We start from the raw sequence: 24,464 nt of genomic DNA, 5'->3' as shown, positions 1-24,464 counted from the left end.
GAAGGTTGTCACCATGCGCGAATACCTCCAGTTCTTCATCGACGGTAAATGGGTCGACCCGGTGGTTCCTGCCACCCTGGACGTCGACAACCCCCGGACCGAGCAGGTGTCCGGCCGGATCGCCCTCGGGTCGGCCGCCGACGTCGACCTCGCGGTGCAGGCGGCGCAGCGGGCCTTCCCGAGTTGGTCGGCGACCACCCGGGAGGACCGACTCGCCGTCCTGGGCGCGATCCTCGCCGAGTACCAGAAGCGGATGGGCGACCTGGCCGACGCGGTCGGTGAGGAGATGGGTGCCCCGCCCGGACTCGCCGGCGGGCCGCAGGTCAACCTCGGCATCGGCCATCTCGCGGCCGCCATCGAGGCGCTGAAGAACTTCGAGTTCGAGGCCGACCGTGGTTCCACCCGGGTGATCAAGGAGCCGATCGGTGTCTGCGGGCTCATCACCCCGTGGAACTGGCCGCTGAACCAGATCGCGGCCAAGGTCTACCCGGCCCTGGCCGCGGGTTGCACCATGGTGCTCAAACCGTCCGAGGTGGCGCCGTACTCGGGCCAGATCTTCTCCGAGATCATCGATGCGGCAGGCGTTCCCGCCGGTGTGTACAACATGATCTTCGGTGACGGTCCCGGCGTCGGCTCGGCGATCTCCAGCCATCCGGGCGTCGACATGGTGTCGTTCACCGGCTCGACCCGCGCCGGCATCGAGGTGGCCCGCAACGCGGCACCCACCGTCAAACGGGTCAGCCAGGAACTCGGCGGCAAGAGCCCCAACATCGTGCTCGACGACGAGGCGTTCGCCAAGGGCGTCGCGGCCGGCGTCACGACGATGATGGTCAACAGCGGTCAGAGCTGCAACGCACCGTCACGCATGCTGGTGCCGAATTCCCGGATGGACGAGGCGATCGCGATCGCCAAGGAGATCGGCGCCTCCGTCAAGGTGGGGGACCTGTCCGACGCGAAGGCCATCGGGCCGGTCGCCTCCAAGGTGCAGTACGACAAGATCCAGCGCCTGATCCAGCAGGGTATCGACGCCGGCGCCGATCTCGTGGTCGGCGGAACCGGGCGCCCGGACGGTTTGGACACCGGGTACTACGTCAAGCCGACGGTGTTCGCCAACGTCTCCAACGACATGGTGATCGCCCGCGAGGAGATCTTCGGCCCGGTGCTGTGCATCCTGGGCTACGAGGATCTCGACGAGGCCGTGGAGATCGCCAACGACACCGAATACGGTCTGGCCGGCTACGTCTGGTCCGCCGACATCGAGAAGGCCCGCGCGGTGGCCCGCCGGATCCGCGCCGGGTCGGTGGCCATCAACCATGCCTTCGACATCAACGCGCCGTTCGGTGGTTACAAGACCAGTGGAAACGGCCGGGAGTGGGGCGATTTCGGGTTCCACGAGTACCTGGAGGTCAAGGCCGCGCTCGGCTACGCACCCACGAGCTAGAAGCCGGCCCCGGGGTTGAGGATGCCGTCCGGATCGAGCGCCGTCTTGATCCGGCGGTTCAACTCCATCGCCTCGGGCCCCAGATAGCCTGCCAGCCAAGGCTTCTTGAGTCGGCCGACGCCGTGCTCACCGGTGATGGTGCCCCCGAGTGACACCGCGAGGTCCATGATCTCGCCGAACGCCACCTCGGCGCGCCGCGCCATCTCGGCGTCGGCGGGATCGAACACGATCAGCGGGTGGGTGTTGCCGTCGCCGGCGTGCGCGATCACCGAGATCAGCAGATCGTGGCTCGCGGCGATCTTCTCGATGCCCGCGACCAGTGCCGACAACGCCGGTAGCGGCACACCGACATCCTCCAGCAGCAGCGACCCCTTGGCCTCCACCGCCGGGATCGCGTAGCGCCGCGCCACCACGAACGCTTCACCCTCGGCCGGGTCGGAGGTCGAGAACACCTCCGTCGCACCGGCCTCGGTGAACACCCGGGCCATGAACTCGGCATCCTCGGCGCCGGCCGGCCCACGGTCGTCAGACGCGGCGACCATCATCGCGGCGGCGTTGCGGTCCAGGCCCATCTTGAGCTTGTCCTCGACGGCGTTGATCGCCGCGGCGTCCATGAACTCCAGCATGGACGGCCGGATCCGGGAGGTCACGGCAACTACAGCTTCAGTGGCGGCCTGCACCGAGGCGAAGGTGGCCACCACCGTGCACGGGGTGTGCTGGGGTGGCAACAGCCGCAGCGTCACCTCGGTGATCACCCCGAGGGTGCCCTCGCTGCCCACGAAGAGTTTCGTCAAGCTCAGTCCCGCAACGTCTTTGAGTCGAGGTCCGCCGAGGCGCACGGCGGTGCCGTCGGCCAGCACCACCTGCAGGCCGAGCACATAGTCGGTGGTCACGCCGTACTTGACGCAGCACAGCCCGCCGGCGTTGGTGGCGATATTGCCGCCGATGCTGCAGATCTCGAACGAGGACGGGTCCGGCGGATACCACAGCCCGTACTCGGCGACCGCCTTCTTGACCTCGGCGTTGAGCAGACCCGGTTGGGCGACGGCGGTGCGGGTCGCCGGGTCGACGGTGAGGTCGCGCATCCGTTCGGTCGAGAGCACGACGGCGCCGTCGAGGGCCGTCGCACCACCGGAGAGCCCGGTGCCCGCGCCGCGCGGGATCACCGCGACGCGGTTGGCGGTGGCCCAGCGCATCACGGTCTGCACCTCTTCGGTGCGCCGGGGACGCACCACGGCCAGCGCGGTACCCGCGTTCGGGTCGGCGGCGCGGTCCTGGCGATAGGACGCCACGATGTCGGGATCGGTGACGACCGTGCCCTCGGGTAGTGCGGCCAACAGGTCATCCAGCGCGGAACTCACGGCCGCCAGTCTAGGGTCGCCGCCTCTTGAACAGTTGGGCCAGTTCCTCCCGGCTGGTGGTGCCCGTCTTACCCATGGCTCGGTAGATGTGGCCCTCCACCGTGCGGGTGGACAGGTTGAGCCGTTCGGCGATGATCCGGTTGGGCGACTCGATCAGCGCCACCACCTCGCGTTCGCGCGGGGTGAGCGGGATGCGTTCGCTGGCCTGATCCACCGCCGGGGTCATCACGCCGCACTCGGCGGCCAGTGCGTCCGCGCGGGTGGAGCAGGTCAGCGCCGATCCCCGCCGGTCCTGCTGCCGGTAGACGATCGCGGCGTGCGCACACGCGTCCATTGCGGCGACGCGATCACCGATGGATTCGAATGCGTCTGCCAGCGAACTCAATTCGTGCGCGTCGTGGTCACGCAGCGCGGCGGCGAACCGGGCGGCCAGGGTGGCCCGGGGGCCTTCCACCAGGTCGGCCAACTCACTCAAGCGGTCCGCGTGCGTGCGGTCGCCGAGTTGCGTGGCGAGCTGCCGGCACAGCACCTCGGCCGCGTACTGACCGTCGGCCGCGGTCTTCGCGGCGGTCTCGCCCAGGATCCCGATGGCCTCGCCGACCGCACCCTCGCCGGCCGATACCCAGGCCCGGGCCAGGCTGCGTTCGTGGTCCAGGGACCGGAACGGGCGTTTGATGGCGTCCAGGCTGTCCAGGATCTCGGCCGCCTCGGCGGTGCACCCGCGCATCGCCGCCGTCGTCGCGCGGGCCACGTTGTACCGGAACCCCCAGCCGTTGGCGTGATCGGCCATCGGTGCCGCGATCTGATCGAAAAGGGTTGCTGCGGAGTCGGCTTCACCCCGGGCCAGCGCTACCCGGGCGGCGATCGCGGTGGCCAGCCACCGGGCCGCGCCGGGCAGATCGGTGGCCTCCAGCCGGACCCGCTCGGTGACCCGTTCGGCATCGGCGAGGCAGCCGGCCAGGGCATACGCCGTCACCTCGGTGTCGGCCAGATTGAACCGGATGTGTGGTGTGTCGAAGGCGTGCGTCGACGTCCGGTACCCCGTCGCGGTGAGTTCCAGCGCCTGGGCGGTGCGGCCGGCCTCCGCCGCGACGGTGGCCAGCGCCCAGGCGGCTTCGGTCCCGACGAACTCCGGAAGGTCGTGTAGCGAAAGAAGTTTTGCGGAGGCTTCGGCTTCGGTGGGCTGGTCCATGGCGAACCAGTAGACGGTCAGGAACGCGTCGAGCCAATGCTGTCCCTCGGGTCCGAGCTCGTCGGAAATGTCGTCGATGTGGCTCTTGGCGTCGGCCGGGCGGCCCAGCGCCCACAACAGGTTGCTCGCGCGCAGATGGGCGAACCGGGCGCGCTCGGTGTCGCTGAGCCCGGTGGTGTCGAACCCGGCGAGCACCTCCTCGGCCTCCTGGCCGCGGAACGACCAGGACAGCGCATGGGCCCGCAGGTAGGTGGCCTCCGGGCCCGCCCCCGCCGCGCCGGCGGCGGTGGCCAACCGCTCGGCCAGGGCCAGATCGGCCAGTCGGGTGGCGCCCTGCGCGGACCGCACCAGCAGCGCCGGGTCCGGTGCCAGATCGGAGTCGATGCCCAGGGAGGCCCGACGCACCGACACCCGCAGGTCGTCGGCATTGGGTAGGGCGGACAGTTCGGTGGCGATCCGGCCGCGCAGCCTGCGCAGCCTGGCCACCGGGGTCCGGGTCCGGCGCATCTCCCCGTAGAGCGGATGCGAGACGCGTCCCTCGATCCCGTGGCCGGTCTCCTGCAGCGTGATCAGCCCGCGCACGTTGGCCTCCTCGACCGCCTCGATGGAGGTGATCCGCTGCAGGATCGACAGTTCCAGCGGCTCGGCCACGGCGAGCGCGTCCACCACATCGCCGACCGCGGGACTCAGATCGCCGAACCGCGACTCGATGAGTTCGACCAGGCCGGTCGGCAGCACCGGCCGGCCCACCCACTGCCAGCCGCCGTCGTGTTGCTGCAGCCGGCCGTCGGTCAGTTCCTGTTCGACGATGTTGCGCAGGTAGAGGGCGTTGCCGCGGGTCAACTGCCAGAGCCGGTGGGCGGCGTCGGCGTCGACGGGTCCCTGCAGCGCCGCGCTGAGCAACTCGGCGCATTCCTGCTCCCGCAGCGGCCGCAGGTCCAGCCGGTCGAAGGTGTGGTCCTTCCAGATCTCACGGACGCTGTCGGGGACCGGGTCACCGTCGCGCACCGTCAGGACCACCCGGGCCGCGCGGCGCTGCACGATCTGGTGCAGCACGAACGCCGACAGGTCATCGAGCAGTTGGGCGTCATCGACGACGAGGAACGCCGGACCGCCGGTCGGGGTGGCGGTGATCGCGTCGATCACCCCGCGCACCAGCTGCAGACGGTCGCCGTCGAGATGGTCGGCCCAGGCGGCGAACGCGCCCAGCGGCAGACCGCGCGCCGCGGTCGTCCCGACGATCCAGTGCGGGTTCGCGCCGGCCAGGGCCTCCCGGACGACCCTGCTCTTGCCGATACCGGCGACCCCGGACACCACGATCCCGCTCAGCCCCGGGGCCGACACCGCCGATCGCAGGGTGTGGACCTCTGCCGCCCTCCCCACGAGCGGCCAACTCACGCGCACGTCCAAAGGGTAGGAGCGGGGGCGACGGTGCGCAGGCCAAATGCCGAGTTCTAGCGGTCACGGTCCAGATCGCGCAGCGACGGCAGGCCGATCGCCGTAATTCCCAGCACCAGCATCGGGACGGCCAGCGCCAGGAAGGTGGTCTGCAACCCCGCGGAATCGGCCAGCGGCCCGGCCAGCAGCAGGCCCAGCGGTCCGGCCGCATACGCCAGTGAGCCCATCACCCCGACCACCCGGCCGCGCAGGTGCTGCGGCGCATTGGTCTGCATGACGTAGTTGTAGATCGGCTGGATCGGCCCGTAGACGAGTCCGACCACCACCGAAAGCGACAGGATCACCGGTAGCGGCGGCAGGAATGCGATGACCGTCATCGCCGCGCCGAGGGTGATGACGGCGATCAGCATGGTGGTCCGCCGCTTGATGAACCTGGCGGTCACCGCATACCCCAGCGCCCCGATCAGCCCGCCGATCGACAGCGCCATCAGTACCCAACCCAACTGGGCGGGTTCGTCGCGGTCGGTGAAGTACTTCGGGAACAGTACGGCTTCCATCGGCATGTACAGGCCGGTGACGGACAGGTCGATGATCGCCAGCGTGCGCAGCACCCTGAGGTTCCACACGAACCGCAGGCCTTCGACCACCCCGGCCCACACCCGGTCCGGGAGCTCGCTGCGGTCGGGTTTCCCGACGCCCTCGAGCCGCAGCACCGAGATCGCGGCGATGGAGCAACCGAAGGCCGCCGCGGTCACCCACATGGTCTGCACGCCGCCCAGGGTGGCGATCAGCACGCCGCCGATGCCGGGGCCGACGATGTAGGCCAGGTTGAACACCGCCTCGTACACGCTGTTGGCGTGATCCAGCGTCCAGCCGGCACGTTTGGCGGCTTCGGGCAGCATCGTCTCGCGGGCCGTCATCCCGGCCGGGTCGAAGGCCGCCCCGAATGCGGCCAGCGTGGCCAGGACCGCGACATTGATGGCGTCGGCGCCGAAGGCCAGCGCGGTCAGCGGGACGGCGGCCACCGACAGCGCCGAGAGCATGTCGGAGATCATCGACACCCGGCGTCGTCCGATGTAGTCCACCGCGGCGCCGGCGATCACCGTGGAGGCCAGCAGCGGCAGCGTGCCGGCCATCGCCACCACCGAGGCCTCCATCGCGGAGCCGTTGCGTTGCAGCACCAGCCAGGGGAACGCGATGATCGAGATGCCGTTGCCCGCACCGGCCATCAGTGCGGCGAACAGAATCAGGAACGCCGGACCGCGGCTGCGTGTGTTCATGGGCTGTCGCGGCGAATCTAGCAGCGGATTCCGCCACTCGGCGAGCGAATTTCACCCAACCCGGCAGGATGGATCGGTGGACTCGGAACCGCGAGGCGCCGCCCGCCTGCCGCACCCCAGGACCGGACGGCTGTTTCCCTCGCCGGTGCCGCCGGGCTCGGGATGGCCGGGGGACCCGGCCACGCCGGACACCCCGGTGGCCCACGACGCCGACGAGGTGGCGGGGCTGGCGAGTCGACTGGACACCGTCGCCGGCCTGGACGCCGAGGTCAGCGTGTGCCGCGCCTGCCCACGGCTGGTCGACTGGCGAGAGGAGGTTGCGGTCACCAAGCGGCGGGCCTTCGCCGCCGAACCGTACTGGGGGCGGCCGATCGCCGGCTGGGGCGCGCGGCGGCCGAAGGTGCTGATCGTCGGGTTGGCGCCCGCCGCGCACGGGGCCAACCGGACCGGGCGGGTGTTCACCGGGGACCGGTCCGGCGACCAGCTGTTCGCCGCCCTGCACCGGGCCGGACTGGTCAACTCGCCGCTGAGCGTGGACGCCGCGGATGGGTTGCGCGCCAAGGGGGTTCGCATCGTCGCGCCGGTACGTTGCGCCCCGCCCGCCAACAAACCGACACCCGCCGAGCGGGCCACCTGCGCACCTTGGTTACAGGCCGAATGGCGGCTGATGTCCCCGCATGTGCGGGTGATCGTGGCGCTCGGCGGGTTCGCCTGGCAGGTGGTGCTCGGGCTGCTGGCCGACCGGCTCGTCGGGCAACCCAGACCGGTGTTCGGGCACGCCGCGCAGTACCGGCTGGACCCGCGGCTGACCCTGCTGGGCTGCTATCACCCCAGCCAGCAGAACATGTTCACCGGCCGGCTCACCCCGGCGATGCTCGATGACGTGTTCACCACCGCCGCGGGATTTGCGCACATCCACCGGCGGTGAGCGCCGCTAGGTGTGCGCAAATCGCGGCGCGAGGGAACGAACACGCCGGAGCCGGCGTTGTTCCCGTCGTGCGCCTCTCTGTCCTCGACCTCGTTCCGGTCCGTACCGACCAGACCACCTCGGATGCGCTGGCGGCCACGGTGCGCCTCGCGCAGACCGCCGACCGGCTCGGATACACCCGGTACTGGGTGGCCGAGCACCACAACATGGCCTCGGTGGCGGCCACCAGCCCACCGGTGTTGCTGGCCTACCTGGCCGCCCAGACCTCCCGGGTACGCCTCGGCTCGGGCGGGGTGATGCTGCCCAACCACGCGCCGCTGGCCGTCGCCGAACAGTTCGCCCTGCTGGAGGCCGCCGCGCCGGGCCGGGTCGACCTGGGCATCGGTCGTGCGCCCGGCTCCGACCCGGTGACCTCCATGGCGCTGCGTGGGGTCCGCGCCCACAACGACGAGGACATCGAGCGGTTCCCGGAGTATCTGGATCATGTCGCCGCGCTGATGAGTGCCGACGGGGCGCACGTGGCCCTGTCCGGCGGCAGGCTCGCCCAGCAGGACTACGTCCTCAAGGCCACCCCCGCCGCGGTCGGCGAGCCCCGGTTGTGGCTGCTGGGATCCTCGATGTACTCCGCGCACCTGGCCGCCGCCAAGGGGCTGCCCTACGTGTTCGCCAACCACTTCTCCGGCCAGGGCACCGCCGAGGCGCTGGCCACCTACCGCAGCGAGTTCCGGCCCAGTGCGCTCACCGCCGAACCGGTCACCTTCATGACCATCAACGCGTCGGTGGCCGGCACCCGGGAAGAAGCGCTGCGGTTGCTGTTGCCGAACCTGCAGATGATGGCCCGGTTGCGGACCGGTCGCCCGCTGGGCCCGCTCGACCTCGTCGAGGACGCCGAGGCCGCCGACCTGTCCGCTCAGGAACAACTCATCGTGGACTCCGGGCTGGCCCGCACCGTGGTCGGCGACCCGGCCCAGGCGGCCGATCAGATCCGTTCGGTGGCAGCGCAATTCGATGTCGACGAGGTGATGGTCTCACCGGTGGCCTCGGCGTTCCGGGGCACCGACGCGCGCAGTGCGCCGGGCCGGGATCAGACGCTGGAACTGCTGGCCAAGGAACTGCTCTAGTCGTTGGGCGTCAGCACGATGACCGGGATCGGCCGGGTGGTCCGCTTCTGGTATCCGATGTAGCGGTCCTTGTTGCCGCGCATGTTGTTCACCAGCTCCCACAGCCGCGGGAACTCCGGGTCGTCGGGGAACACCGCCCTGGCGGTCACCGGAAAGCGTCTGGGGCCGACGTTGATCTCCACCTGCGGGTTCTTCTTCAGGTTGTGGTACCAGCCCGGGGCGGTGGGCTCACCGCCCTTGGAGGCCACCACCAGGTAGTTCTTCCCGTCGCGGGCATAGGTCAGCGAGTTCGCCCGGGCCAGGCCGGTCTTGGCGCCGACGGTGTGCAGGATCAGCGCCGGCGGACCGAACGGGATGGTGTGCCCGATCCGTCCGTCGGTCGCCTTGTAGACCTTGTCGTGCAGCAGCAGCAACGGCAGTCCGATGTACTTCTCCCACGGGGGCATGCTCATACCGGTCAATCCTGCGTGGCTTCGTCGAGTTGCGCCAGTGCCTCACGGAGCAGGCGCCCGGATTCCTCGCGGTCGGCGTCGCGGCGCACCAGCATGCCTTTGGCGAAGGACAGCTTGTCGCCGCTGTGCCGGGGCACCACGTGCAGATGGATGTGGAACACGCTCTGAAACGCGGCCTTGCCGTCGTTGATGGCGATGTTGTTGCCGTCGGCGTGCAGGCCGGAGATCCGGGCGGCCCGCGCGATGCGCTGCCCCAGGGTGACCATCGCGGCCACCGTCTCCGGTGGGGTGTCGGTCAGGTCCACCGTGTGCTGTTTGGGCAACACCAGGGTGTGGCCGCGGGTGAACGGCCGGATGTCGAGGATCGCCAGCAGATCCTCATCCTCGTAGATACGGATGGCGGGGGCGTCACCGGCGGTGATCGCGCAGAACACGCAGGACATCAGGCCACGGTAGCGGCTGCCGGTCCTCTACTGTGCGGTCATGGGACTGTTCGGTGGCTCGGACGAGGATCTGCGGCGGCGGGTGCAGGAGTTGGAGCGCCGGGTCATTGCGCTGGAACGGGCGCTCGGCAGCGGGCCGCGCCCGACCGGTGAGCTCACCGAGGCGCCCGGGGTGGAGATCCTGAAGCCGCAGTCCGGTGTGAGCGATCTGGTGCGGCAGTTGGCGATCCGGGGTGACAAGATCGCGGCCATCAAGCTGCTGCGCGATGAGACCGGCCTCGGCCTGCGCGAGGCCAAGGATGTGGTCGACGGGCTGGCCTAACCGCTCAACGCCGTGCGCCAGTGCGCGAGTTTGTCGGCGTAGGCCATGGTCTGGGCCGGACTGGTCGAGGGCAGCCGGACGCTCGTGATCGAGGGCGCGTCCCGGACGAGTCGCCGGTAGTTCGTCTCGGCCGCGGCACCGTTGAACACCACCAGTCGGATCTGCCGGTGTTCGGTCAGGAAGGCGCGGAAGTCGTTGGGCACCATACTGTCCCGCTCCACCGCGGAGTCCAGGCTGCCAATCCGGCGGCAGGCCGCCAGCACATCCCAGACCGCCAGACCGTGCGCGGTCAGCGCCTCGACCCGGTCGGCGTAGGCGGCCTGCGGGTCGAATCCCAGGATGTCGGCGGCGATCCGCCAGAACGCATTGCGTGGATTGCCGTAGTACTGCCCCGAGGCCAGCGACAACACGCTGGGCATATTGCCCAGGATCAGCGTGCGCGGCGCCGGCCCGATGAGCGGCGGCAGCCCGCGCAGAAGGTCGGTCACACATCGATGATGCCCGCCGCCGGTATAGGTTGGCCCGGTGGGTGCGGACTTCGACATCGAGTCATCCGGGCTGCTCGACGGGCTCGAGGGCCAGGCCAGAGCCGAGCGCGCCGAACTCATCCCGTGGCTGCTGGCACACGGTGTGACCATCGAGCAGATCCGGGAGTCCTATACGCCGGTGTTGCTGGCGTCGCGGCGCATCCTCGGCGATGACGGCGAGTACGTCTCGGCGCGGCAGATCAGCGCGAACACCGGAATCGATCTGGCTCTGCTGCAGCGTATTCAGCGGGTGCTCGGGCTGCCCCGGGTGGATGATCCCGATGAGCCCGTACACCTCCGGGTCGACGGTGAGATCGCCAGGTACGCACAGCAGTTCGTCGAGATTGGCATCGATGAGGACAACCTGGTGATGGTGGTGCGCGCCCTGGCCGACGGGTTGGCCAAGACCGCCGAGGCGATGCGGTTCACCTCGATGTCGGCGGTGATGGCGCCCGGTGTCACCGAACTGGAGGTGGCGGCCTCCTCCGAAGCGCTTCTGCAACGGGTGAATCCACTGCTCGGGCCGATGATCGAGGACATGCTGCGCCTCGAGTTGCGGCGCACCATGGAGACCGAGGCGGTCACCGCGGGGGAGCGCGCCGAGGGACTGCCGCTGCCGGGTGCCCGGCAGGTCAGCGTGGCGTTCGCGGATCTGGTGGGCTTCACCAGGCTGGGGGAGGCGGTGCCGCCCGAGGAACTGGAGGGGTTGGCCAATCACCTCGTCGAGCTCACCCACGAGGTGGTGGCCCCGCCGGTCCGGTTCATCAAATCGATCGGCGACGCGGTGATGCTGGTCAGCCCGGAGGCCGAACCGTTGTTGACCGCAACGCTGGCCTTGCTGGACGCGGCCGCCGCGGACGAGGACTTCCCCCGGTTGCGGGTGGGCCTGGCCTCCGGGATGGCCGTCAGCCGGGGCGGTGACTGGTTCGGCAGCCCGGTCAATCTGGCCAGCCGGGTGACCGGCGCGGCTCGGCCCGGTGCGGTGCTGGTGACCGAGACGGTGCGCGCGGAGGTCGGTGAAGACACCGGCGTCGAATGGTCCTTTGCCGGCGCCAAACGACTCAAGGGCATCAAGGACGAGGTGAAGCTGTTCCGGGCCCGCCGGACGCAGTAGACGAGAACCGCCGCAGCCGAAGGCTGTTGGTCACCACGAACACCGAACTGAAGGCCATCGCGGCGCCGGCGATCAGCGGATTGAGCAGCCCGGCCGCGGCCAGCGGAAGTGCCGCGACGTTGTAGGCGAACGCCCAGAACAGGTTGCCCTTGATGGTGCCCAACGTCGCGCGTGACAACCGGATCGCGTCGACCGCCGCCCGCAGATCGCCGCGCACCAGCGTCAGGTCGGAGGCCTCGATGGCGACGTCGGTACCGGTGCCCATGGCCAACCCCAGGTCGGCCTGCGCGAGTGCCGCGGCATCGTTGACGCCATCACCGACCATCGCGACCACCCGGCCGTCGGCCTGCAGCCGTTTGATCTCGTCGACCTTGCCTGCGGGCAGCACATCGGCGACCACCCGCTCGATCCCCAGCACGGCGGCCACGGTTTCGGCGGCGCGGCGGTTGTCACCGGTGAGCAGCACCGGCGTGAGGCCCAGCGCACGGAAACCCGAAATGGCTTCGGCGGCAGTGTCCTTGATGGTGTCGGCCACCACCACGACGGCGCGGATCTGACCGTCGGAGGCAAACCAGATCGGTGTATGTCCTTGTGCGGCAGCCGCATCGGCGGCAGCGAGTAGGTCCTCGGGCGGCGTCAGCGACCAGTCGTCACGCAACCAGGCGACCCGTCCGGCGGCCACCGGGTGGCCGTCGACCATACCGGCGACGCCGAGCCCGCCGTGATTACGGAAGTCGGTGACCTCCGGCAACGATCCCTGTGCGGCGGCGTATCCGGCGATCGCGCGGGCGATCGGATGTTCGGAGCCGTGCTCCAGCGCGCCGACCAGCCGGACGATGTCCGGGCGGGATTCACCGCCGGCCACGTGCACGTCGACCACCGACATCCGCCCGGTGGTCACCGTGCCGGTCTTGTCCAGCACCACGGTGTCGATCCGCCGGGTGGATTCCAGCACCTGCGGGCCCTTGATCAGGATGCCGAGCTGGGCGCCCCGGCCGGTACCGACCAGCAGCGCGGTCGGGGTGGCGAGCCCGAGTGCGCACGGGCAGGCGATGATCAGGACGGCGACGGCGGCGGTGAACGCCGCGGCGACCGAACCGTCCCCGAGGAACAACCAGCCCAGCAGGGTCAGCACCGACAACGCCATCACGATGGGCACGAACACCGCCGACACCCGGTCGGCGAGCCGCTGCACCTCGGCCTTGCCGCTCTGTGCCTCGGTGACCAGCCGCGCCATCTGGGCCAGCTGGGTGTCGGCGCCGATGTGGGTGGCCCGCACCTGGAGCCGACCGCCCACGTTCACCGTCGCGCCGACGACGGTGTCACCCTCGCCGACCTCGACGGGCACCGGCTCACCGGTGAGCATCGAGGTGTCGACGGCCGAGGTGCCGGCGGTGACCACCCCGTCGGTGGCGATCTTCTCGCCGGGGCGCACCACGAATACGTCGCCGATGGCGAGTTGGCTTATCGGAACTCGTGTTTCAGCCCCGTTCCGCAGTACCGCGACATCCTTGGCGCCCATGTGCAGCAGCGCCTTCAGCGCGGCGCCGGACTGGCGTTTGGCGCGGGACTCGAAGTAGCGGCCGGCGAGCAGGAAGGTGGTGACGGCCGCCGCCACCTCCAGGTACAGGTGCGGCTCGGAGCTGGTGGAGATCAGCTCGAAGGGCATCTTCATGCCGGGCATGCCGGCGTGGGTGAAGAACAGCGCCCACACCGACCAGGCGTACGCGGCGATCACGCCGACCGAGATGAGGGTGTCCATCGTCGCCGCACCGTGGCGCAGATTGGCCCAGGCGGCCCGGTGGAAGGGCCAGGCGCCCCACACCACCACGGGGGAGGCCAGGGTGAACGCCAGCCACTGCCAGTTGTTGAACTGCAGCGCCGGGATCATCGACAGCAGCACAACCGGGATGGACAGTGCCGCGGAGATCGTCAGGCGTTGGCGCCACGGCGCGGACTCGTCGGGTTCGTCGTCCTCGGGCGCGGTGTCGGACGCGGCCTCCGCGGGCAGTGCCGCGGTGTACCCGGTGGCCTCCACCGCGGCCACCAATTCCTCGGGGGAGACGGTGTCGGGGAAGTCGACGCGGGCCTGTTCGGTGGCGAAGTTCACGCTGGCCTGCACGCCGTCGATGCGGTTGAGCCGCTTCTCGATCCGCGCCGCGCAGGATGCGCAGGTCATGCCGCCGACATCGAGGGTGACGGTGCTCATGGCTTGCCTCCCGTTCGTTCCGGTCCTCGCTCGTACCTCGCTGCGATCCTCACTTGCGGTCGGCTGCGCGGGCTCATGGCTTGCCTCCCGTTCGTTCCGGTCCTCGCTCGTACCTCGCTGCGATCCTCACTTGCGGTCGGCTGCGCGGGCTCATGGCTTGCCTCCCGTTCAATATGAGATGTGGGCCGGGGCGGTGTGCGCTCAGGCCGATACCGCAGGACTCACGTCGTAACCGGCGTCTTCGATGACCGCGGTGACGGCCGCGCTGTCGGGGGTGCCGTCCACCGTGACCTGCCCGGCGGCCAGGTCGACCTCGACCCCGCTGACACCGGCCAGTGGGCTGACGGCGGCGGTGATCGTCGACACGCAGTGCCCACAACTCATACCTTGGACCTTGAGAACGATGCTCATACCGCCATGATATACCGGTAGGGGGTATGGGTAAACGTCCACGGGTGCGAGGAGAGACACAATGCGCAAACCGGCCATCATGGTCGCGACGGCGGCGGTCGCCGCCCTGATCGCGGCGGGCTGTACCAACCAGTCCGCCGAGACCAGCGACGACGGACACACCGACCATGACCACGGAACCAGCCATCACAGCGGCAGCGGAGCGAGTCCCGGCCCGGTCGACGGCGCCCACGACGGCGCCCACAATGGCGCGGACGTGATGTTCGCGCAGCACATGATCCCGCACCACCGTCAGGCCGTGGAGATGTCGGACATCCTGCTGCTCAAACAGGACGTGGACCCGCGGGTTCGCAAGCTCGCCGAAGAGATCAAGGCGGCCCAGGCGCCCGAGATCGAGCAGATGCAAAGCTGGCTGACCAGCTGGGGCAACCCGCCCATGCCCGATATGGACCACGGCTCGATGGAAGGCATGGTCGCGCCGGCCGATATCGAGAAGCTGCGGTCGGCGCCGGGCCCCGAGGCCGCCCGGCTGTTCCTGACCCAGATGATCGGTCATCATGAGGGTGCGATCACCATGGCGCAGACCGAGATCGACGATGGTCAGCACGAACCGGCGATCGCCATGGCCCGCGCGATCATCGACAGCCAGCAGCGCGAGATCGACGAGATGAAGCAGATTCTGGAGTCGCTCTAGCGGCTATTGGACCGGGACCGCGACGCCTTCGGAGGGCTGCACGATCACGAAGCCGTGACCGTGGAAGGCGACCTGCAGCGCCTCGCCGGACCCGCGCCCGATCAGGGCGCCGGCCTTGAAGCTGGTCTTGAGCTGGGTCTGTAGGTTCGCCGACCACGCCACCACCGCATTGGTGTCGGCGTAGGTCGGCGCCTCGGCGGCGTTGAGCACCACCGGCGGGCCGTCGGTGGTCAGCGCGACCCACCCGCTGCCCCGCAACGTGGTGTTGAACAATCCGCCGGTGGCGATGCTGCCGCCCCGGACCCGCTCGATGTTCCAGTCCAGGCTCGCCGAGAACGCGAGCACGTTCTTGCCGCTGATGGACAGCCCGGAATTGTTCAGGTGCAACAGGTGCACGTAGTTGGCCTGATCGGCCAGGAAGACGTCGCCCTGGCCCTGGCAGCGCATCAACGGCAGTCCTTCGCCGGTGAAGGCCTTCTTCAGAAATCGGCCCGCGCCGCCGCCCTCGAAGGCGAAGTCCACATTGCCCTGATAGGCCACCATGGAGCCCTGCCGCGCCATGAACGGCTCGCCGAGGCGCACCCGCAGTAGCTTCTCGTTCTGGTTGGCGATCGCGGCGGATTCCTTCTCGCTGAATCGGCCGTCGATGAGGTCGCCGGTGATCCCGGCGAAACCGTCACCGGGGGCCGGCGCCGGGTTTTCGGGCTGCGGTGCGGCGTAGGCCTGGGCGTGGGGCGGTGCGTCATGGGACTGGGGTCCACCGGCGGGCGCGCCGCTCAGCGGTACCTGGCCGATCTGGCCCTGGTGGGACACCTGATCGGTCCAGTTCTGGCCGTCGTACCAGCGGTACTCGTAGCGCCCTTCGGGATCCCGCAACCATTGACCACTCACGTGCGCTCCTCAACTGTGACGTCGATTCATCCCGGACAGCACCACCATAGGCTGGCATCCTGGGTCCTATGGCAGGTGACGAAATCGACCGCGTGCGGGCCAAGAGCGCGCTTGACGTGGTCAAACAGCATCCGGGCATGGTGTTGTTCCTGGCTTCGCCCGGGATCATCGCCCTCGCCGCGGTGTGGTGGCTGGCCGGCCCCGGCTGGGCGGGATTGCTGCTGGTGGCCCTGGTGTTGGGCGGTGGACTGGTCCTGCTCCGCAAGAAGTAGCGGCGGTGTCGGTTACGCCGTGCGTGAACGCGCCCGCACGGTCCTGTAACGGTGTAATCATGTAATCATGAAACGCCATCAGCACGGGCGGCGCAGCACAGACGACGCCGCCACCGATATCGCCGACTGGTTCGCCGGGCGCCTGCCCGACGCCTGGTTCACCGGCGATCCGACCGTCGTGGTCGACCGCGAAGAGATCACGGTCATCGGGCAGTTGCCCGAGGCCGCCGAAGAGGAGAGCGCGGCCCGGACCTCGGGTCGGGTCGCGAAGTTCCGCGAAGAGACGCGCGGCGAGCGGATGCGCATCGCCGACGAGGCTCAGGACAGGTTCGGCCGCAAGGTGTCCTGGGGTGTGCAGGCCGGCGCCGAACGCACCCTGTTCACCCATATCGCCGTGCCGGTGATGACCAGACTCAAACAGCCGGAACGACAGGTACTCGACACCCTCGTCGACGCCGGTGTCGCCCGGTCCCGCTCGGACGCGCTGGCCTGGTCGGTCAAGCTGGTCGGGCAGCACACCGAGGACTGGCTGTCCCGGCTGCGCGAGGCGATGACCGCGGTCGACGACGTCCGCGCCGACGGCCCCGACCTCCAGTGATTTCGGCGCGCTCGCATTCACTTAACGAACGTGAGCGCGCCCGAGTCGCTCGATGCGGACGTGCGCGCCCCCCAGCGCCGAGGTCTGCGACAGCGGGTCCATCGCGGCGGCGCCGACCAGCAGATTGCGGTTGACGCCGTAGACCTCTGGCGCCGCGCCGCCGCGCGGATCGAACACCCTTGAGCCCCAGCCGTGTTCCATGATCACCAGCCCGCGGCGGGGCCGGTCCGAGAGCGCCGCGACGGTCTGTACCGACCCCCTCGCAGAGCACACCCGCACCTGGTCGCCGTCCTCGACGCCCAGCATGGACGCGTCCTCGGGATGGATGAACACGACATTGCGCTTGCCCGACGGATGCAGCCCGGGCAACTCGTTGAGCCAGGAGTTCATGGCATGGCGGTTGCGTCGGTTGCCCAGCAGGAACGGGAAGTCCGCGCTGGGCGTGGTGGCCGGCGCGGCCAGCAGATCGCGTGCCCGCGCCAGGAACTCCGGCGGGGCCAGTCGCACCAACTTGTCCTCGGTACGCAACGCGTTCCGGAAGCGTCCGAACTCGCGGGGGCCGAGCACCAGACCGTGCGGATTGTCGCGCAGATCCCGCCATCTGAGCCTGCGGCCGTTGACCTTCCGTGATGTTGCGATCATCAACCGGTCGATCCAGCGGGGACTGAACTCCAGCCCCGGTCGCCCCGACCACGCCGCGACTCGGCGGCTGGCCCGGATGAACCCGTTCACGGCCCGTGCGCCGAACAGCGGACGCTTCATGGCCAACGCCAGGTCGACGAAGATCCGCCACTCCTCGCGGGCCTGCGGCGGCGGGGCCACGGCGCGGGCGCCGAACTGGGCGAACGGCTCGTCGTGCATGCCGCTGGTGAACGCCAGCAGGTCCTCGCGCTCCAGCCAGTGCACGGCGGGTAGCAGCCAATCCGCGTGGCGGTGACTCTCCCGCTGCACGAAGTCGATGGCCACCAACAGATCCAGCTGCTCCAGCGCCGCATCGAGCCGGGACCCGTCCGGCCCGGCGATCACCGGGTTGCCGGAATTGATCACCAACGCCCGGAGCCGGCCGGGCCCGCCGGTGGTGATCTCATCGGGCAGCTCGGCCAGCGCGTGCGCGCCGGCCACCATCTCGCGCCCGGCGACCCGGCTGCGGTGCGGCGGTGTCTGCGCCAGACCGGCGAGGCGCAGCGTATCGACATAACCGGGCTCGAAGCGCCGCCCGCCGGGGCGGTCCATCCGGCCGGTGATCACGTTGAGCACATGGCCCAGCCATTCGGCGACGGTCCCCGACTCCTGCAGGGACACACCGGTCCGGGTGATCACCATACCCGTCCGGGCAGCCGCGAAATCCCTTGCCAAACACTCGATCCCATCGCGGGGGATATCGCAGCGGGCGGCCAGGTCGTCCAGGTCTGCCGCCGCCGCCAGGGCGCGGACCTCGGCACTTCCGGTGGCCAGTTCGGTGCAGTCGCGGTGCTGCAGGCCGGCGTCCAGGATGACTTTCACCATCGCCAGCAGCAGCGCCCAGTCCTGGCCCGGGCGCACTGCGAGATGGGTATCGGCCTTGTCCGCGGACTCGGTGCGCACCGGGTCGACCACCACGATCCGTGCCCCGCCACGTTGCCGCTCCAGCGCCCGGCGCCATCCGCCCGGTGCGGACTCCAGCCAATTCCAGGCACTGACAGCGGGATTCGCCCCGACCAGCAGGAAGAAGTCGCAGTCGTCGATATCGGAGACCGGCACCATCAGCGGTGACCCGTACATCGCCTGGGCCACCACGTGCACCGCGTTCTGGTCGACCGAGCCGACCGCGTACCGGTTGTGCGTGCCGATCGCGTCCAGCCAGCCGTTCATGAAGATCAGGTTCGACGACGAGTACCCGGCCGGGTTCCCGTAGTAGGCGCCGACGGCCTCCGGGCCGTCCGATCCGATCAGCCGGTTCATCCGGTCGGCGATGTCCCGCAACGCCTCTGACCAGTCGGCCTCGACATACCCGTCGCCGACCCGGCGCATCGGCGCCAGGATGCGGCGGGGATGTTCGACCACCTCCGCGGCCGTGCGGCCCTTGGCGCAGAAGTCGTGCCAGCTGTGCGGGTTGAGTTTGTCGGCGGCGATCCTGCGGACCCGGTTGTCCTGCACGGTGACCTCCACGCCGCATGACGCCAGGCAGTACCGGCAGAAGGTGTGCACCGTCGCCGCAGTCATATCGTGATCCTGTCAACACCGATCCGACACTGTCTGGCAATTGGGATTGAGCAGACCGCTTGATTACGCTCGCGACATCGCCCAGTACTCGCCGTGGCGTTCCAGCAGTTCGGCGTGCGTACCCCGCTCGACGATGCGCCCGGCCTCCATCACCAGGATCTGATCCGCGTCGCGGATGGTCGACAACCGGTGCGCGATGATGAAACTGGTCCTGTCCCGCCGCAATTCGGCCATCGCCTGCTGGATCAGCAGTTCGGTGCGGGTGTCCACCGAGCTGGTCGCCTCGTCCAGGATCAGCAACTGCGGTTGCGCCAGGACCGCCCGGGCGATGGTGATCAACTGTTTCTCCCCGGCGCTGATCGCGCCGCCGTCATCGCCGACCCGGGTTTGGTAGCCCTCCGGCAGGGTCTGCACGAACCGCTCGACGTGTGCGGTCCGGGCGGCCTCGTACACCTCCTCGGCGGTGGCGTCGGGCCGGCCGTAGGCGATGTTGTCGTAGATGGTGCCGCCGAACAGCCAGGTGTCCTGCAGCACCATCCCGATCCGGGATCGGAGGGCCTGACGTGGCATGGCCGCGATGTCCACGCCGTCGAGCGTGATCCGTCCGGCATCGATGTCGTAGAACCGCATCAGCAGGTTGACCAGCGTGGTCTTACCCGCGCCGGTGGGGCCCACGATGGCCACCGTGGCCCCGGGTTCGGCGACCAGCGACAAGTCCTCGATCACCGGGGTGCCGGGCTGGTAGGAGAACGACACGTGCTCGAACGCCACCCGGCCCGCCGCCGTGGACGGGACAGTGGCCGCGGCCGGTGCCGCGGATTCCTCGGGTGCGTCGAGCAGGTCGAAAATGCGTTCGGCGCTGGCGATCCCGGACTGCAGCGAGTTGTACATCGACGCGACCTGGGTCAACGGCTGATTGAACTGGCGGACGTACTGGATGAAGGCCTGGATGCTGCCCAGCGTGATCTGGCCGGTGGCGACCTGGATGCCGCCGACGACCGCGACCGCGACGTAACTCAGATTGCCGATGAACGTGGTGGCCGGGGACACCAGCCCGGACAGGAACTGCGCGCCCAGGCTGGCCCGGTACACCTCCCCGTTCAGTTCGCCGAACTTCTCGACGGCGGCGGCCCGGTGTCCGTAGGTCTTCACCACGGTGAAACCGCTGTAGGTCTCCTCGATGTGGGCGTTGAGCCGCCCGGTGTTGGTCCACTGCGCGACGAACAGCTTCTGCGAGCGGCGGGCGATGGCCCGGGTGGCCAGCAGCGAGGCCGGCACCGTCACCACCGTGATCAGCGCCAGCAGCGGCGAGATCGTCACCATCATCACCAGCACCGCCACCACCGTCAGCAGCGAGGTCAGCAATTGGCTGATGGTCATGGCCAGGGAGGACTGCACGTTGTCGACATCGTTGGTGACCCGGCTGAGCAGTTCGCCGCGCTGCCGGCCGTCGACGTAGGACAGCGGAAGCCGGTGCACCTTGTGCTCGACCTCGGTGCGCATGTCCGCCATGGTGCGCTGCACCACCACGTTGAGGATGCGTGCCTGCATCCAGACCAGTAGTGCGGCAATCAGATACAGGCCCAGTGCGAGCAACAGTGTGTGCGCGACGGCGGTGAAGTCCACACCTTGGCCGGGCGTCACGTTCATGCCGGACAGCAGATCGGCGAAGGTGTCCTCACCGCGGGCCCGGGCGGCCTCGATGGCCTGCTCCTTGCTCAGCCCGGCCGGTAGTTCGCGTCCGATGACACCGTTGAACAGCAGGTCGGTGGCGTGGCCGAGGATACGCGGCCCGATCACCCCGATCGCGATGCCGCCGACGGCCAGCGCGATCACCAGCGCGGTCAGGCGGCGTTGCGGGGCCAGCCTTTTCAGCAAGCGGATCGCCGAGCCCCGGAAATCGCGAGAGCGCGCCTTGGGTGGTTCGGCCATACCCCGGATGGGCCTTGTCATAGGCGATTCGCTCCGCTACTCGCTGGGCTGATGCGCGATCCCGCTCCGCTACTCGCTGGTGTCACGCGTGCACCGACTGGGAGTCCACGAACTCGATGTAGGTCGGGCAGTCCGCGAGCAGCGATTCGTGGGTGCCCGCACCGACCACCCGGCCGTCCTCCAGTACGAGCACCTGATCGGCCTGCGCGACCGTGGAGATCCGCTGCGACACGATGATCACCGCCGCCTGCGCCGAGACGTCCCGCAGTGCCGTGCGGACCCGGGCGTCGGTGTGCACGTCCAGCGCCGAGAAGGCATCGTCGAACAGGTACACCGCCGGGCGGCGGACCACCGCACGGGCGATGGCCAACCGCTGGCGCTGACCACCGGAGAAGTTGACACCGCCCTGCGCGACGCGCATCTGCAGGCCGTCGGGGTGCGCGCGCACGAAATCGTCGGCGGCGGCCACCCTCAGCGCGTCCCACATCTCGTCCTCGGTGGCAGAGGCCTTCCCGTACCGCAGGTTGTCGGCGATGGTCCCGGAGAACAGATAGCCGCGCTGAGGCACCAATCCGATTGCCGCCCACAGTTCTTCCGGATCGAAGGAGCGGACGTCCAGACCGTCGAGCCGTACAGCGCCGTCGGTGACGTCGTAGAGCCGGCTGATCAGCGACAGCAGCGTGGACTTGCCGGACCCGGTGCTGCCCACGATCGCGGTGACGGTGCCGGGCCGGGCGGTGAACGAAACCTCCTGTACCACCGCCCGGTCGGCGCCCGGATAGCTGAAGGTGGCGCGGTCGAGGCCGACCTCGCCGGTGACGGCACCGACCGCGACCGGGTCCGGCGGTGCGGTGATCTCCGGTTCGGTGCCCAGCACCTCGGTGATCCGTTCGGCGCACGCCGACGCGCGGGGGAGCAGCACCACCAGGAAGGTGGCCAGCAGCACCGCCATCAGGATCTGCATGAAATACGCCAGGAAGGCGATGAGCGAACCCACCTGCATCTGCCCGGCGTCGATGCGCTGCCCGCCGAACCAGATCAGCGCGACGCTGGAGACGTTGATCACCAGGGTGGTGACCGGCAACATCAGCGCCTGCCAGCGCCCGGCGGTCAGGGCGGTGTCCGTCAGCGCCCGGTTGGCCTCCTCGAACCGGCTGCGCTCCAGCGACTCCCGGGCGAACGCGCGCACCACCCGGATACCGGCGAGCTGTTCGCGCATCACCCGGTTGATGTTGTCGATCACCCGCTGCATGGTCCGGAAGATCGGCATCAGCCGCGACACCAGCAACCCGTTGGCCAGCGCCAGGATCGGCACGCTGACCAGCAGCAGCCAGGACAGCCCGGCGTCCTGGTGGATGGCCATGGCGATGCCGCCGAGGCCCATGATGGGCGCGGTGATCAGCATGGTGGCCGTCATCTGAACCAGCAGCTGGATCTGCTGGACGTCGTTGGTGGTGCGGGTCAGCAGGGTGGGGGCGCCGAACCGGGCCGTCTCCACGGCGGAGAAGCCGAGCACCCGGGTGAAGATCGCCGCCCGCAGATCGCGGCCGAACCCCATGCCGGCCCGGGACCCGAAGAACACCGCGCCGACGGCGCACACCACCTGCAGGGCCGTCACCGCCAGCATCATCAGGCCCAGGTGCACGATCCGTCCGGTGTTCCCGACCGCGACACCCTCGTCGATGATCGCCGCGTTGACGGTCGGCAGGTACAGCGACGCCAGCGTGCTGACCACTTGGAGGGCCGCGACCACGGCGAGCAGCCCGCGGTACGGCTGCACGTAACGGCGCAGCAGGGCGAGCAGCATCTGGCTACTGTCGCACACCCACCTGCAGGCCGCGGTTCCGGACCGGGACACGAAAATGCAGGTCAATCCGCAATTCAGCGGTTCCTCAGCGGGTGGCGGCTACAGTGCATGTCGTGATTCCCAGAAGCGGACCTGCGATTGCCCACGGCCGGATCGGTCGTGCGGCGAAGATGCTGGTGACCGCCGTTGCGGTGCTCCCCGTGTTGGCGGCCTGCTCCGATTCCGAGAGCCCGAGTGCCCCGTCGGTGCCCCCGAGTGTCGAGGCGGCGCCCGAGGCCCAGCACGGCCCGGTGTTCCCGGAATGCGGCGGCATCAGCGACCAGACCGTCTCGCAGCTGACCGAGGTCGTCGGGCTGGTGAACACGGCGCGCACCTCGGTGGGCTGCCAGTGGCTGGCCGGCGGCGGGATCGTCGGCCCGCACTTCTCGTTCACCCACTTCCGTGGCAGCCCGATCGGGCGGGAACGCAAGACCGAGGAACTGTCCCGCGCCAGCGTCGAGGACATCAACATCGAGGGCCACGACGGGTTCATCGCGATCGGCGAGGACATGGTGCTCGGGCCCAGCCTGTGCGAGATCGGCATCCAGTTCGACGACGACTTCATCGAATGGTCGGTCAGCTTCGCTCAGAAGCCGTACCCGGATGCCTGCGAAGTCGCCAAGGAACTGACCCGCCAATCGATTGTGAACGCCAAATGATGGGCCGCGCCGTGAAACGTCCGCTGACCGTGGTGATCGCGCTGCTGGCGGCGCTGACCATGGTGCTCGGCGTGCAGGGCTGCTCCCGTTCGGTGGACGGGACGGCGGCGAAGGCGGGCTCCGGCAGCGCCGGGCCGCGCAACAACGACTCCGAGAAGACCTACCCGAACCTGCTCAAGGAATGCGACGTCCTGACCGAGGACATCCTGGCCGAGACGGTCGGGGCCGACCCGCTCGACATCCAGAGCACCTTCGTCGGCGCGGTGTGCCGCTGGCAGGCCGCCAACCCGTCGGGCCTGGTCGACATCACCCGGTTCTGGTTCGAGCTGGGCAGCCTGGACACCGAGCGCGCCGTCGCCGAGGAGATGAAGTTCCCGATCGAGGAACGCCGGGTCGCCGGTGTGCAGTCGATCGTGATGAAGAACCCGGCGGCCAACGGGGCGTGCGGGGTGGCCAGCGACGCCAGCGGCGTCGTCGGCTGGTGGGTGAACCCGCAGGCGCCCGGTATCGACGCCTGCGCGATGGCGATCAAGCTGATGGAGCTGACGCTGGCCACCAACTCGTAGTCGATCTCACGGCGTGTGGCTCAGCGCGGCACGTGGAACGCGGTGAGCCGTGCGCCGCCCAACTCGAGCTCAGCCCACGATCCCGGCACCCGCAGCACCGCGAGCGCCGAGGTCGGGTACTTCGATTCGATGCCGGACACCGCTTCGGCGTCACTGCTGTCGTCGGCCAGGGCCAGCGCCAGCCCGGACATCACCGGCTCGTGCCCGATCACCAGCAGCGTCTGCACGTCGTCGGCGACGGCATTGATCTCGGCCAGCACGATGCCCGGGGTGGCGTCATAGAGCCGGTCGACGAAGCTGACCGGGGCTTCGATCCCGGTGCGTTCCAGCGTCTGCCGGGTGCGGGTGGCCGTGGAGCACAACACCGCATCGATGGCGGGCAGCTCTGCGCGCAACCAGTCGCCGGCGAGCCCGGCTTCGCGGACACCGCGCGGCGCGAGCGGCCGGTCATGGTCGGCGACCCCGCCCGGATAGTCCGATTTGGCGTGCCGCAGCAGCACAAGGGTTCTCATCTCGATCAGGCTAGGCCATGCCGGGGCACGTCCCGGGACTTGTCGGACACCGGACCTAGACTCCACGAACAAGCGGCAACCCGCCACGAACGA

23 protein-coding genes are annotated in these 24,464 nt (G+C 69.4%); 10 read left to right on the top strand and 13 right to left on the bottom strand.

The window, feature by feature from the left end; all coding sequences use genetic code 11:
- The first annotated feature begins 13 nt into the window (after positions 1-13).
- Complete coding sequence (locus K0O62_RS21545; protein WP_073858347.1) at positions 14-1,441, top strand: aldehyde dehydrogenase family protein; 1,428 nt, start codon at positions 14-16, stop codon at positions 1,439-1,441.
- Here the strand turns inward: K0O62_RS21545 and K0O62_RS21540 are convergent.
- Genes K0O62_RS21540 through tap form a run of 3 tightly spaced genes read right to left on the bottom strand, consistent with a single transcriptional unit; the run spans position 1,438 to position 6,672 of the window.
- Positions 1,438-2,811: an FAD-binding oxidoreductase gene (locus K0O62_RS21540; RefSeq protein WP_073858346.1), complete on the bottom strand. Its 1,374-nt coding sequence runs from the start codon at positions 2,809-2,811 to the stop codon at positions 1,438-1,440. The genes K0O62_RS21545 and K0O62_RS21540 overlap by 4 nt on opposite strands.
- A 1-nt stretch (position 2,812) precedes the next feature.
- The gene (locus tag K0O62_RS21535) at positions 2,813-5,392 is read right to left on the bottom strand and encodes a helix-turn-helix transcriptional regulator (RefSeq protein ID WP_327084766.1); all 2,580 of its coding nucleotides are present in this window, start codon (positions 5,390-5,392) and stop codon (positions 2,813-2,815) included.
- Positions 5,393-5,448: 56 nt separating this feature from the next.
- Positions 5,449-6,672 (bottom strand): multidrug efflux MFS transporter Tap, encoded by a 1,224-nt coding sequence (gene tap, locus K0O62_RS21530; protein WP_073858345.1) that lies wholly within the window; start codon positions 6,670-6,672, stop codon positions 5,449-5,451.
- Positions 6,673-6,748: 76 nt separating this feature from the next.
- Between tap and K0O62_RS21525 the strand changes: the two genes are divergently transcribed.
- Together K0O62_RS21525 and K0O62_RS21520 are read left to right on the top strand one after the other, a co-directional pair.
- Positions 6,749-7,600, top strand: coding sequence for a uracil-DNA glycosylase (locus K0O62_RS21525; RefSeq protein WP_073858344.1), 852 nt, complete (start codon positions 6,749-6,751; stop codon positions 7,598-7,600).
- Between the two features lie 68 nt (positions 7,601-7,668).
- Positions 7,669-8,721 carry an LLM class flavin-dependent oxidoreductase gene (locus tag K0O62_RS21520; protein ID WP_073858343.1) on the top strand — a complete coding sequence of 351 codons (1,053 nt, stop codon included), beginning with the start codon at positions 7,669-7,671 and terminating at the stop codon, positions 8,719-8,721.
- Here the strand turns inward: K0O62_RS21520 and K0O62_RS21515 are convergent.
- Complete coding sequence (locus K0O62_RS21515) at positions 8,718-9,167, bottom strand: nitroreductase family deazaflavin-dependent oxidoreductase (protein WP_079244775.1); 450 nt, start codon at positions 9,165-9,167, stop codon at positions 8,718-8,720. The genes K0O62_RS21520 and K0O62_RS21515 overlap by 4 nt on opposite strands.
- An 11-nt stretch (positions 9,168-9,178) precedes the next feature.
- Positions 9,179-9,616, bottom strand: coding sequence for an HIT family protein (locus K0O62_RS21510; RefSeq protein WP_073858341.1), 438 nt, complete (start codon positions 9,614-9,616; stop codon positions 9,179-9,181).
- Between the two features lie 40 nt (positions 9,617-9,656).
- Here K0O62_RS21510 and K0O62_RS21505 point away from each other — a divergent pair, with 40 nt between their 5' ends.
- Entirely contained in the window at positions 9,657-9,938 is a 282-nt protein-coding gene (locus K0O62_RS21505; protein WP_073858340.1) for a ribosomal protein L7/L12, read from the top strand.
- Here the strand turns inward: K0O62_RS21505 and K0O62_RS21500 are convergent.
- A complete protein-coding gene (locus K0O62_RS21500) occupies positions 9,935-10,426 on the bottom strand; it encodes a DNA-deoxyinosine glycosylase (protein ID WP_073858339.1) in 492 nt (163 codons plus the stop codon). The genes K0O62_RS21505 and K0O62_RS21500 overlap by 4 nt on opposite strands.
- 37 nt (positions 10,427-10,463) lie before the next feature.
- Between K0O62_RS21500 and K0O62_RS21495 the strand changes: the two genes are divergently transcribed.
- Positions 10,464-11,579, top strand: coding sequence for an adenylate/guanylate cyclase domain-containing protein (locus K0O62_RS21495; RefSeq protein ID WP_073858338.1), 1,116 nt, complete (start codon positions 10,464-10,466; stop codon positions 11,577-11,579).
- On the opposite strand, the gene K0O62_RS21490 is transcribed toward K0O62_RS21495, so the two are convergent.
- Together K0O62_RS21490 and K0O62_RS21485 are read right to left on the bottom strand one after the other, a co-directional pair.
- Positions 11,536-13,788 (bottom strand): heavy metal translocating P-type ATPase, encoded by a 2,253-nt coding sequence (locus K0O62_RS21490; RefSeq protein ID WP_073858337.1) that lies wholly within the window; start codon positions 13,786-13,788, stop codon positions 11,536-11,538. The two genes, K0O62_RS21495 and K0O62_RS21490, sit on opposite strands and share 44 nt — an antisense overlap.
- A gap of 201 nt (positions 13,789-13,989) precedes the next feature.
- Positions 13,990-14,199 (bottom strand): cation transporter, encoded by a 210-nt coding sequence (locus K0O62_RS21485; protein ID WP_073858336.1) that lies wholly within the window; start codon positions 14,197-14,199, stop codon positions 13,990-13,992.
- A 61-nt stretch (positions 14,200-14,260) separates the two neighbouring features.
- On the opposite strand from K0O62_RS21485, the gene K0O62_RS21480 reads away from it, so the two are divergent.
- Entirely contained in the window at positions 14,261-14,893 is a 633-nt protein-coding gene (locus tag K0O62_RS21480) for a DUF305 domain-containing protein (RefSeq protein ID WP_073858335.1), read from the top strand.
- A gap of 3 nt (positions 14,894-14,896) precedes the next feature.
- Here the strand turns inward: K0O62_RS21480 and K0O62_RS21475 are convergent, their stop codons facing one another.
- A complete protein-coding gene (locus K0O62_RS21475) occupies positions 14,897-15,784 on the bottom strand; it encodes an AIM24 family protein (protein ID WP_073858334.1) in 888 nt (295 codons plus the stop codon).
- A 68-nt stretch (positions 15,785-15,852) separates the two neighbouring features.
- On the opposite strand from K0O62_RS21475, the gene K0O62_RS21470 reads away from it, so the two are divergent.
- Positions 15,853-16,056, top strand: a complete 204-nt coding sequence (locus tag K0O62_RS21470; RefSeq protein WP_073858333.1) for a hypothetical protein — start codon at positions 15,853-15,855, stop codon at positions 16,054-16,056.
- Positions 16,057-16,123: 67 nt separating this feature from the next.
- A complete protein-coding gene (abmR, locus tag K0O62_RS21465; RefSeq protein ID WP_073858332.1) occupies positions 16,124-16,654 on the top strand; it encodes an ATP-binding transcription factor AbmR in 531 nt (176 codons plus the stop codon).
- Between the two features lie 21 nt (positions 16,655-16,675).
- Here the strand turns inward: abmR and K0O62_RS21460 are convergent, their stop codons facing one another.
- From K0O62_RS21460 to K0O62_RS21450, 3 genes are all read right to left on the bottom strand, one after another.
- The gene (locus K0O62_RS21460) at positions 16,676-18,856 is read right to left on the bottom strand and encodes a molybdopterin-containing oxidoreductase family protein (RefSeq protein WP_073858331.1); all 2,181 of its coding nucleotides are present in this window, start codon (positions 18,854-18,856) and stop codon (positions 16,676-16,678) included.
- Between the two features lie 63 nt (positions 18,857-18,919).
- Positions 18,920-20,809 (bottom strand): ABC transporter ATP-binding protein, encoded by a 1,890-nt coding sequence (locus K0O62_RS21455; RefSeq protein ID WP_073858330.1) that lies wholly within the window; start codon positions 20,807-20,809, stop codon positions 18,920-18,922.
- A gap of 61 nt (positions 20,810-20,870) precedes the next feature.
- Positions 20,871-22,595, bottom strand: coding sequence for an ABC transporter ATP-binding protein (locus K0O62_RS21450; protein ID WP_073858329.1), 1,725 nt, complete (start codon positions 22,593-22,595; stop codon positions 20,871-20,873).
- Positions 22,596-22,765: 170 nt separating this feature from the next.
- Between K0O62_RS21450 and K0O62_RS21445 the strand changes: the two genes are divergently transcribed.
- A complete protein-coding gene (locus tag K0O62_RS21445) occupies positions 22,766-23,293 on the top strand; it encodes a DUF3558 domain-containing protein (protein ID WP_073858328.1) in 528 nt (175 codons plus the stop codon).
- Positions 23,294-23,352: 59 nt separating this feature from the next.
- A complete protein-coding gene (locus tag K0O62_RS21440) occupies positions 23,353-23,859 on the top strand; it encodes a DUF3558 domain-containing protein (RefSeq protein WP_372512878.1) in 507 nt (168 codons plus the stop codon).
- A gap of 20 nt (positions 23,860-23,879) precedes the next feature.
- On the opposite strand, the gene K0O62_RS21435 is transcribed toward K0O62_RS21440, so the two are convergent.
- Positions 23,880-24,380, bottom strand: a complete 501-nt coding sequence (locus tag K0O62_RS21435) for a SixA phosphatase family protein (protein WP_205870672.1) — start codon at positions 24,378-24,380, stop codon at positions 23,880-23,882.
- Positions 24,381-24,464: the final 84 nt, after the last annotated feature.

This window comes from Mycolicibacterium diernhoferi (assembly GCF_019456655.1).
Taxonomy (GTDB): domain Bacteria; phylum Actinomycetota; class Actinomycetes; order Mycobacteriales; family Mycobacteriaceae; genus Mycobacterium; species Mycobacterium diernhoferi.
The sequence above is the reverse complement of the archived record's forward strand: the minus strand, read 5'-3'. Positions and strand labels throughout refer to the sequence as shown.

Bases quoted from the DNA above. Each gene is read 5' to 3' on its own strand.
- tap (WP_073858345.1), bottom strand. From the start codon at position 6,672: ATGAACACACGCAGCCGCGGTCCGGCGTTCCTGATTCTGTTCGCCGCA.
- K0O62_RS21455 (WP_073858330.1), bottom strand. From the start codon at position 20,809: ATGACAAGGCCCATCCGGGGTATGGCCGAACCACCCAAGGCGCGCTCT.
- K0O62_RS21505 (WP_073858340.1), top strand. From the start codon at position 9,657: ATGGGACTGTTCGGTGGCTCGGACGAGGATCTGCGGCGGCGGGTGCAG.
- K0O62_RS21480 (WP_073858335.1), top strand. From the start codon at position 14,261: ATGCGCAAACCGGCCATCATGGTCGCGACGGCGGCGGTCGCCGCCCTG.
- K0O62_RS21515 (WP_079244775.1), bottom strand. From the start codon at position 9,167: ATGCCCCCGTGGGAGAAGTACATCGGACTGCCGTTGCTGCTGCTGCAC.
- K0O62_RS21460 (WP_073858331.1), bottom strand. From the start codon at position 18,856: ATGACTGCGGCGACGGTGCACACCTTCTGCCGGTACTGCCTGGCGTCA.
- K0O62_RS21545 (WP_073858347.1), top strand. From the start codon at position 14: ATGCGCGAATACCTCCAGTTCTTCATCGACGGTAAATGGGTCGACCCG.
- K0O62_RS21470 (WP_073858333.1), top strand. From the start codon at position 15,853: ATGGCAGGTGACGAAATCGACCGCGTGCGGGCCAAGAGCGCGCTTGAC.
- abmR (WP_073858332.1), top strand. From the start codon at position 16,124: ATGAAACGCCATCAGCACGGGCGGCGCAGCACAGACGACGCCGCCACC.
- K0O62_RS21450 (WP_073858329.1), bottom strand. From the start codon at position 22,595: ATGCTGCTCGCCCTGCTGCGCCGTTACGTGCAGCCGTACCGCGGGCTG.
- K0O62_RS21445 (WP_073858328.1), top strand. From the start codon at position 22,766: ATGCTGGTGACCGCCGTTGCGGTGCTCCCCGTGTTGGCGGCCTGCTCC.
- K0O62_RS21490 (WP_073858337.1), bottom strand. From the start codon at position 13,788: ATGAGCACCGTCACCCTCGATGTCGGCGGCATGACCTGCGCATCCTGC.
- K0O62_RS21440 (WP_372512878.1), top strand. From the start codon at position 23,353: ATGGTGCTCGGCGTGCAGGGCTGCTCCCGTTCGGTGGACGGGACGGCG.
- K0O62_RS21510 (WP_073858341.1), bottom strand. From the start codon at position 9,616: ATGTCCTGCGTGTTCTGCGCGATCACCGCCGGTGACGCCCCCGCCATC.
- K0O62_RS21485 (WP_073858336.1), bottom strand. From the start codon at position 14,199: ATGAGCATCGTTCTCAAGGTCCAAGGTATGAGTTGTGGGCACTGCGTG.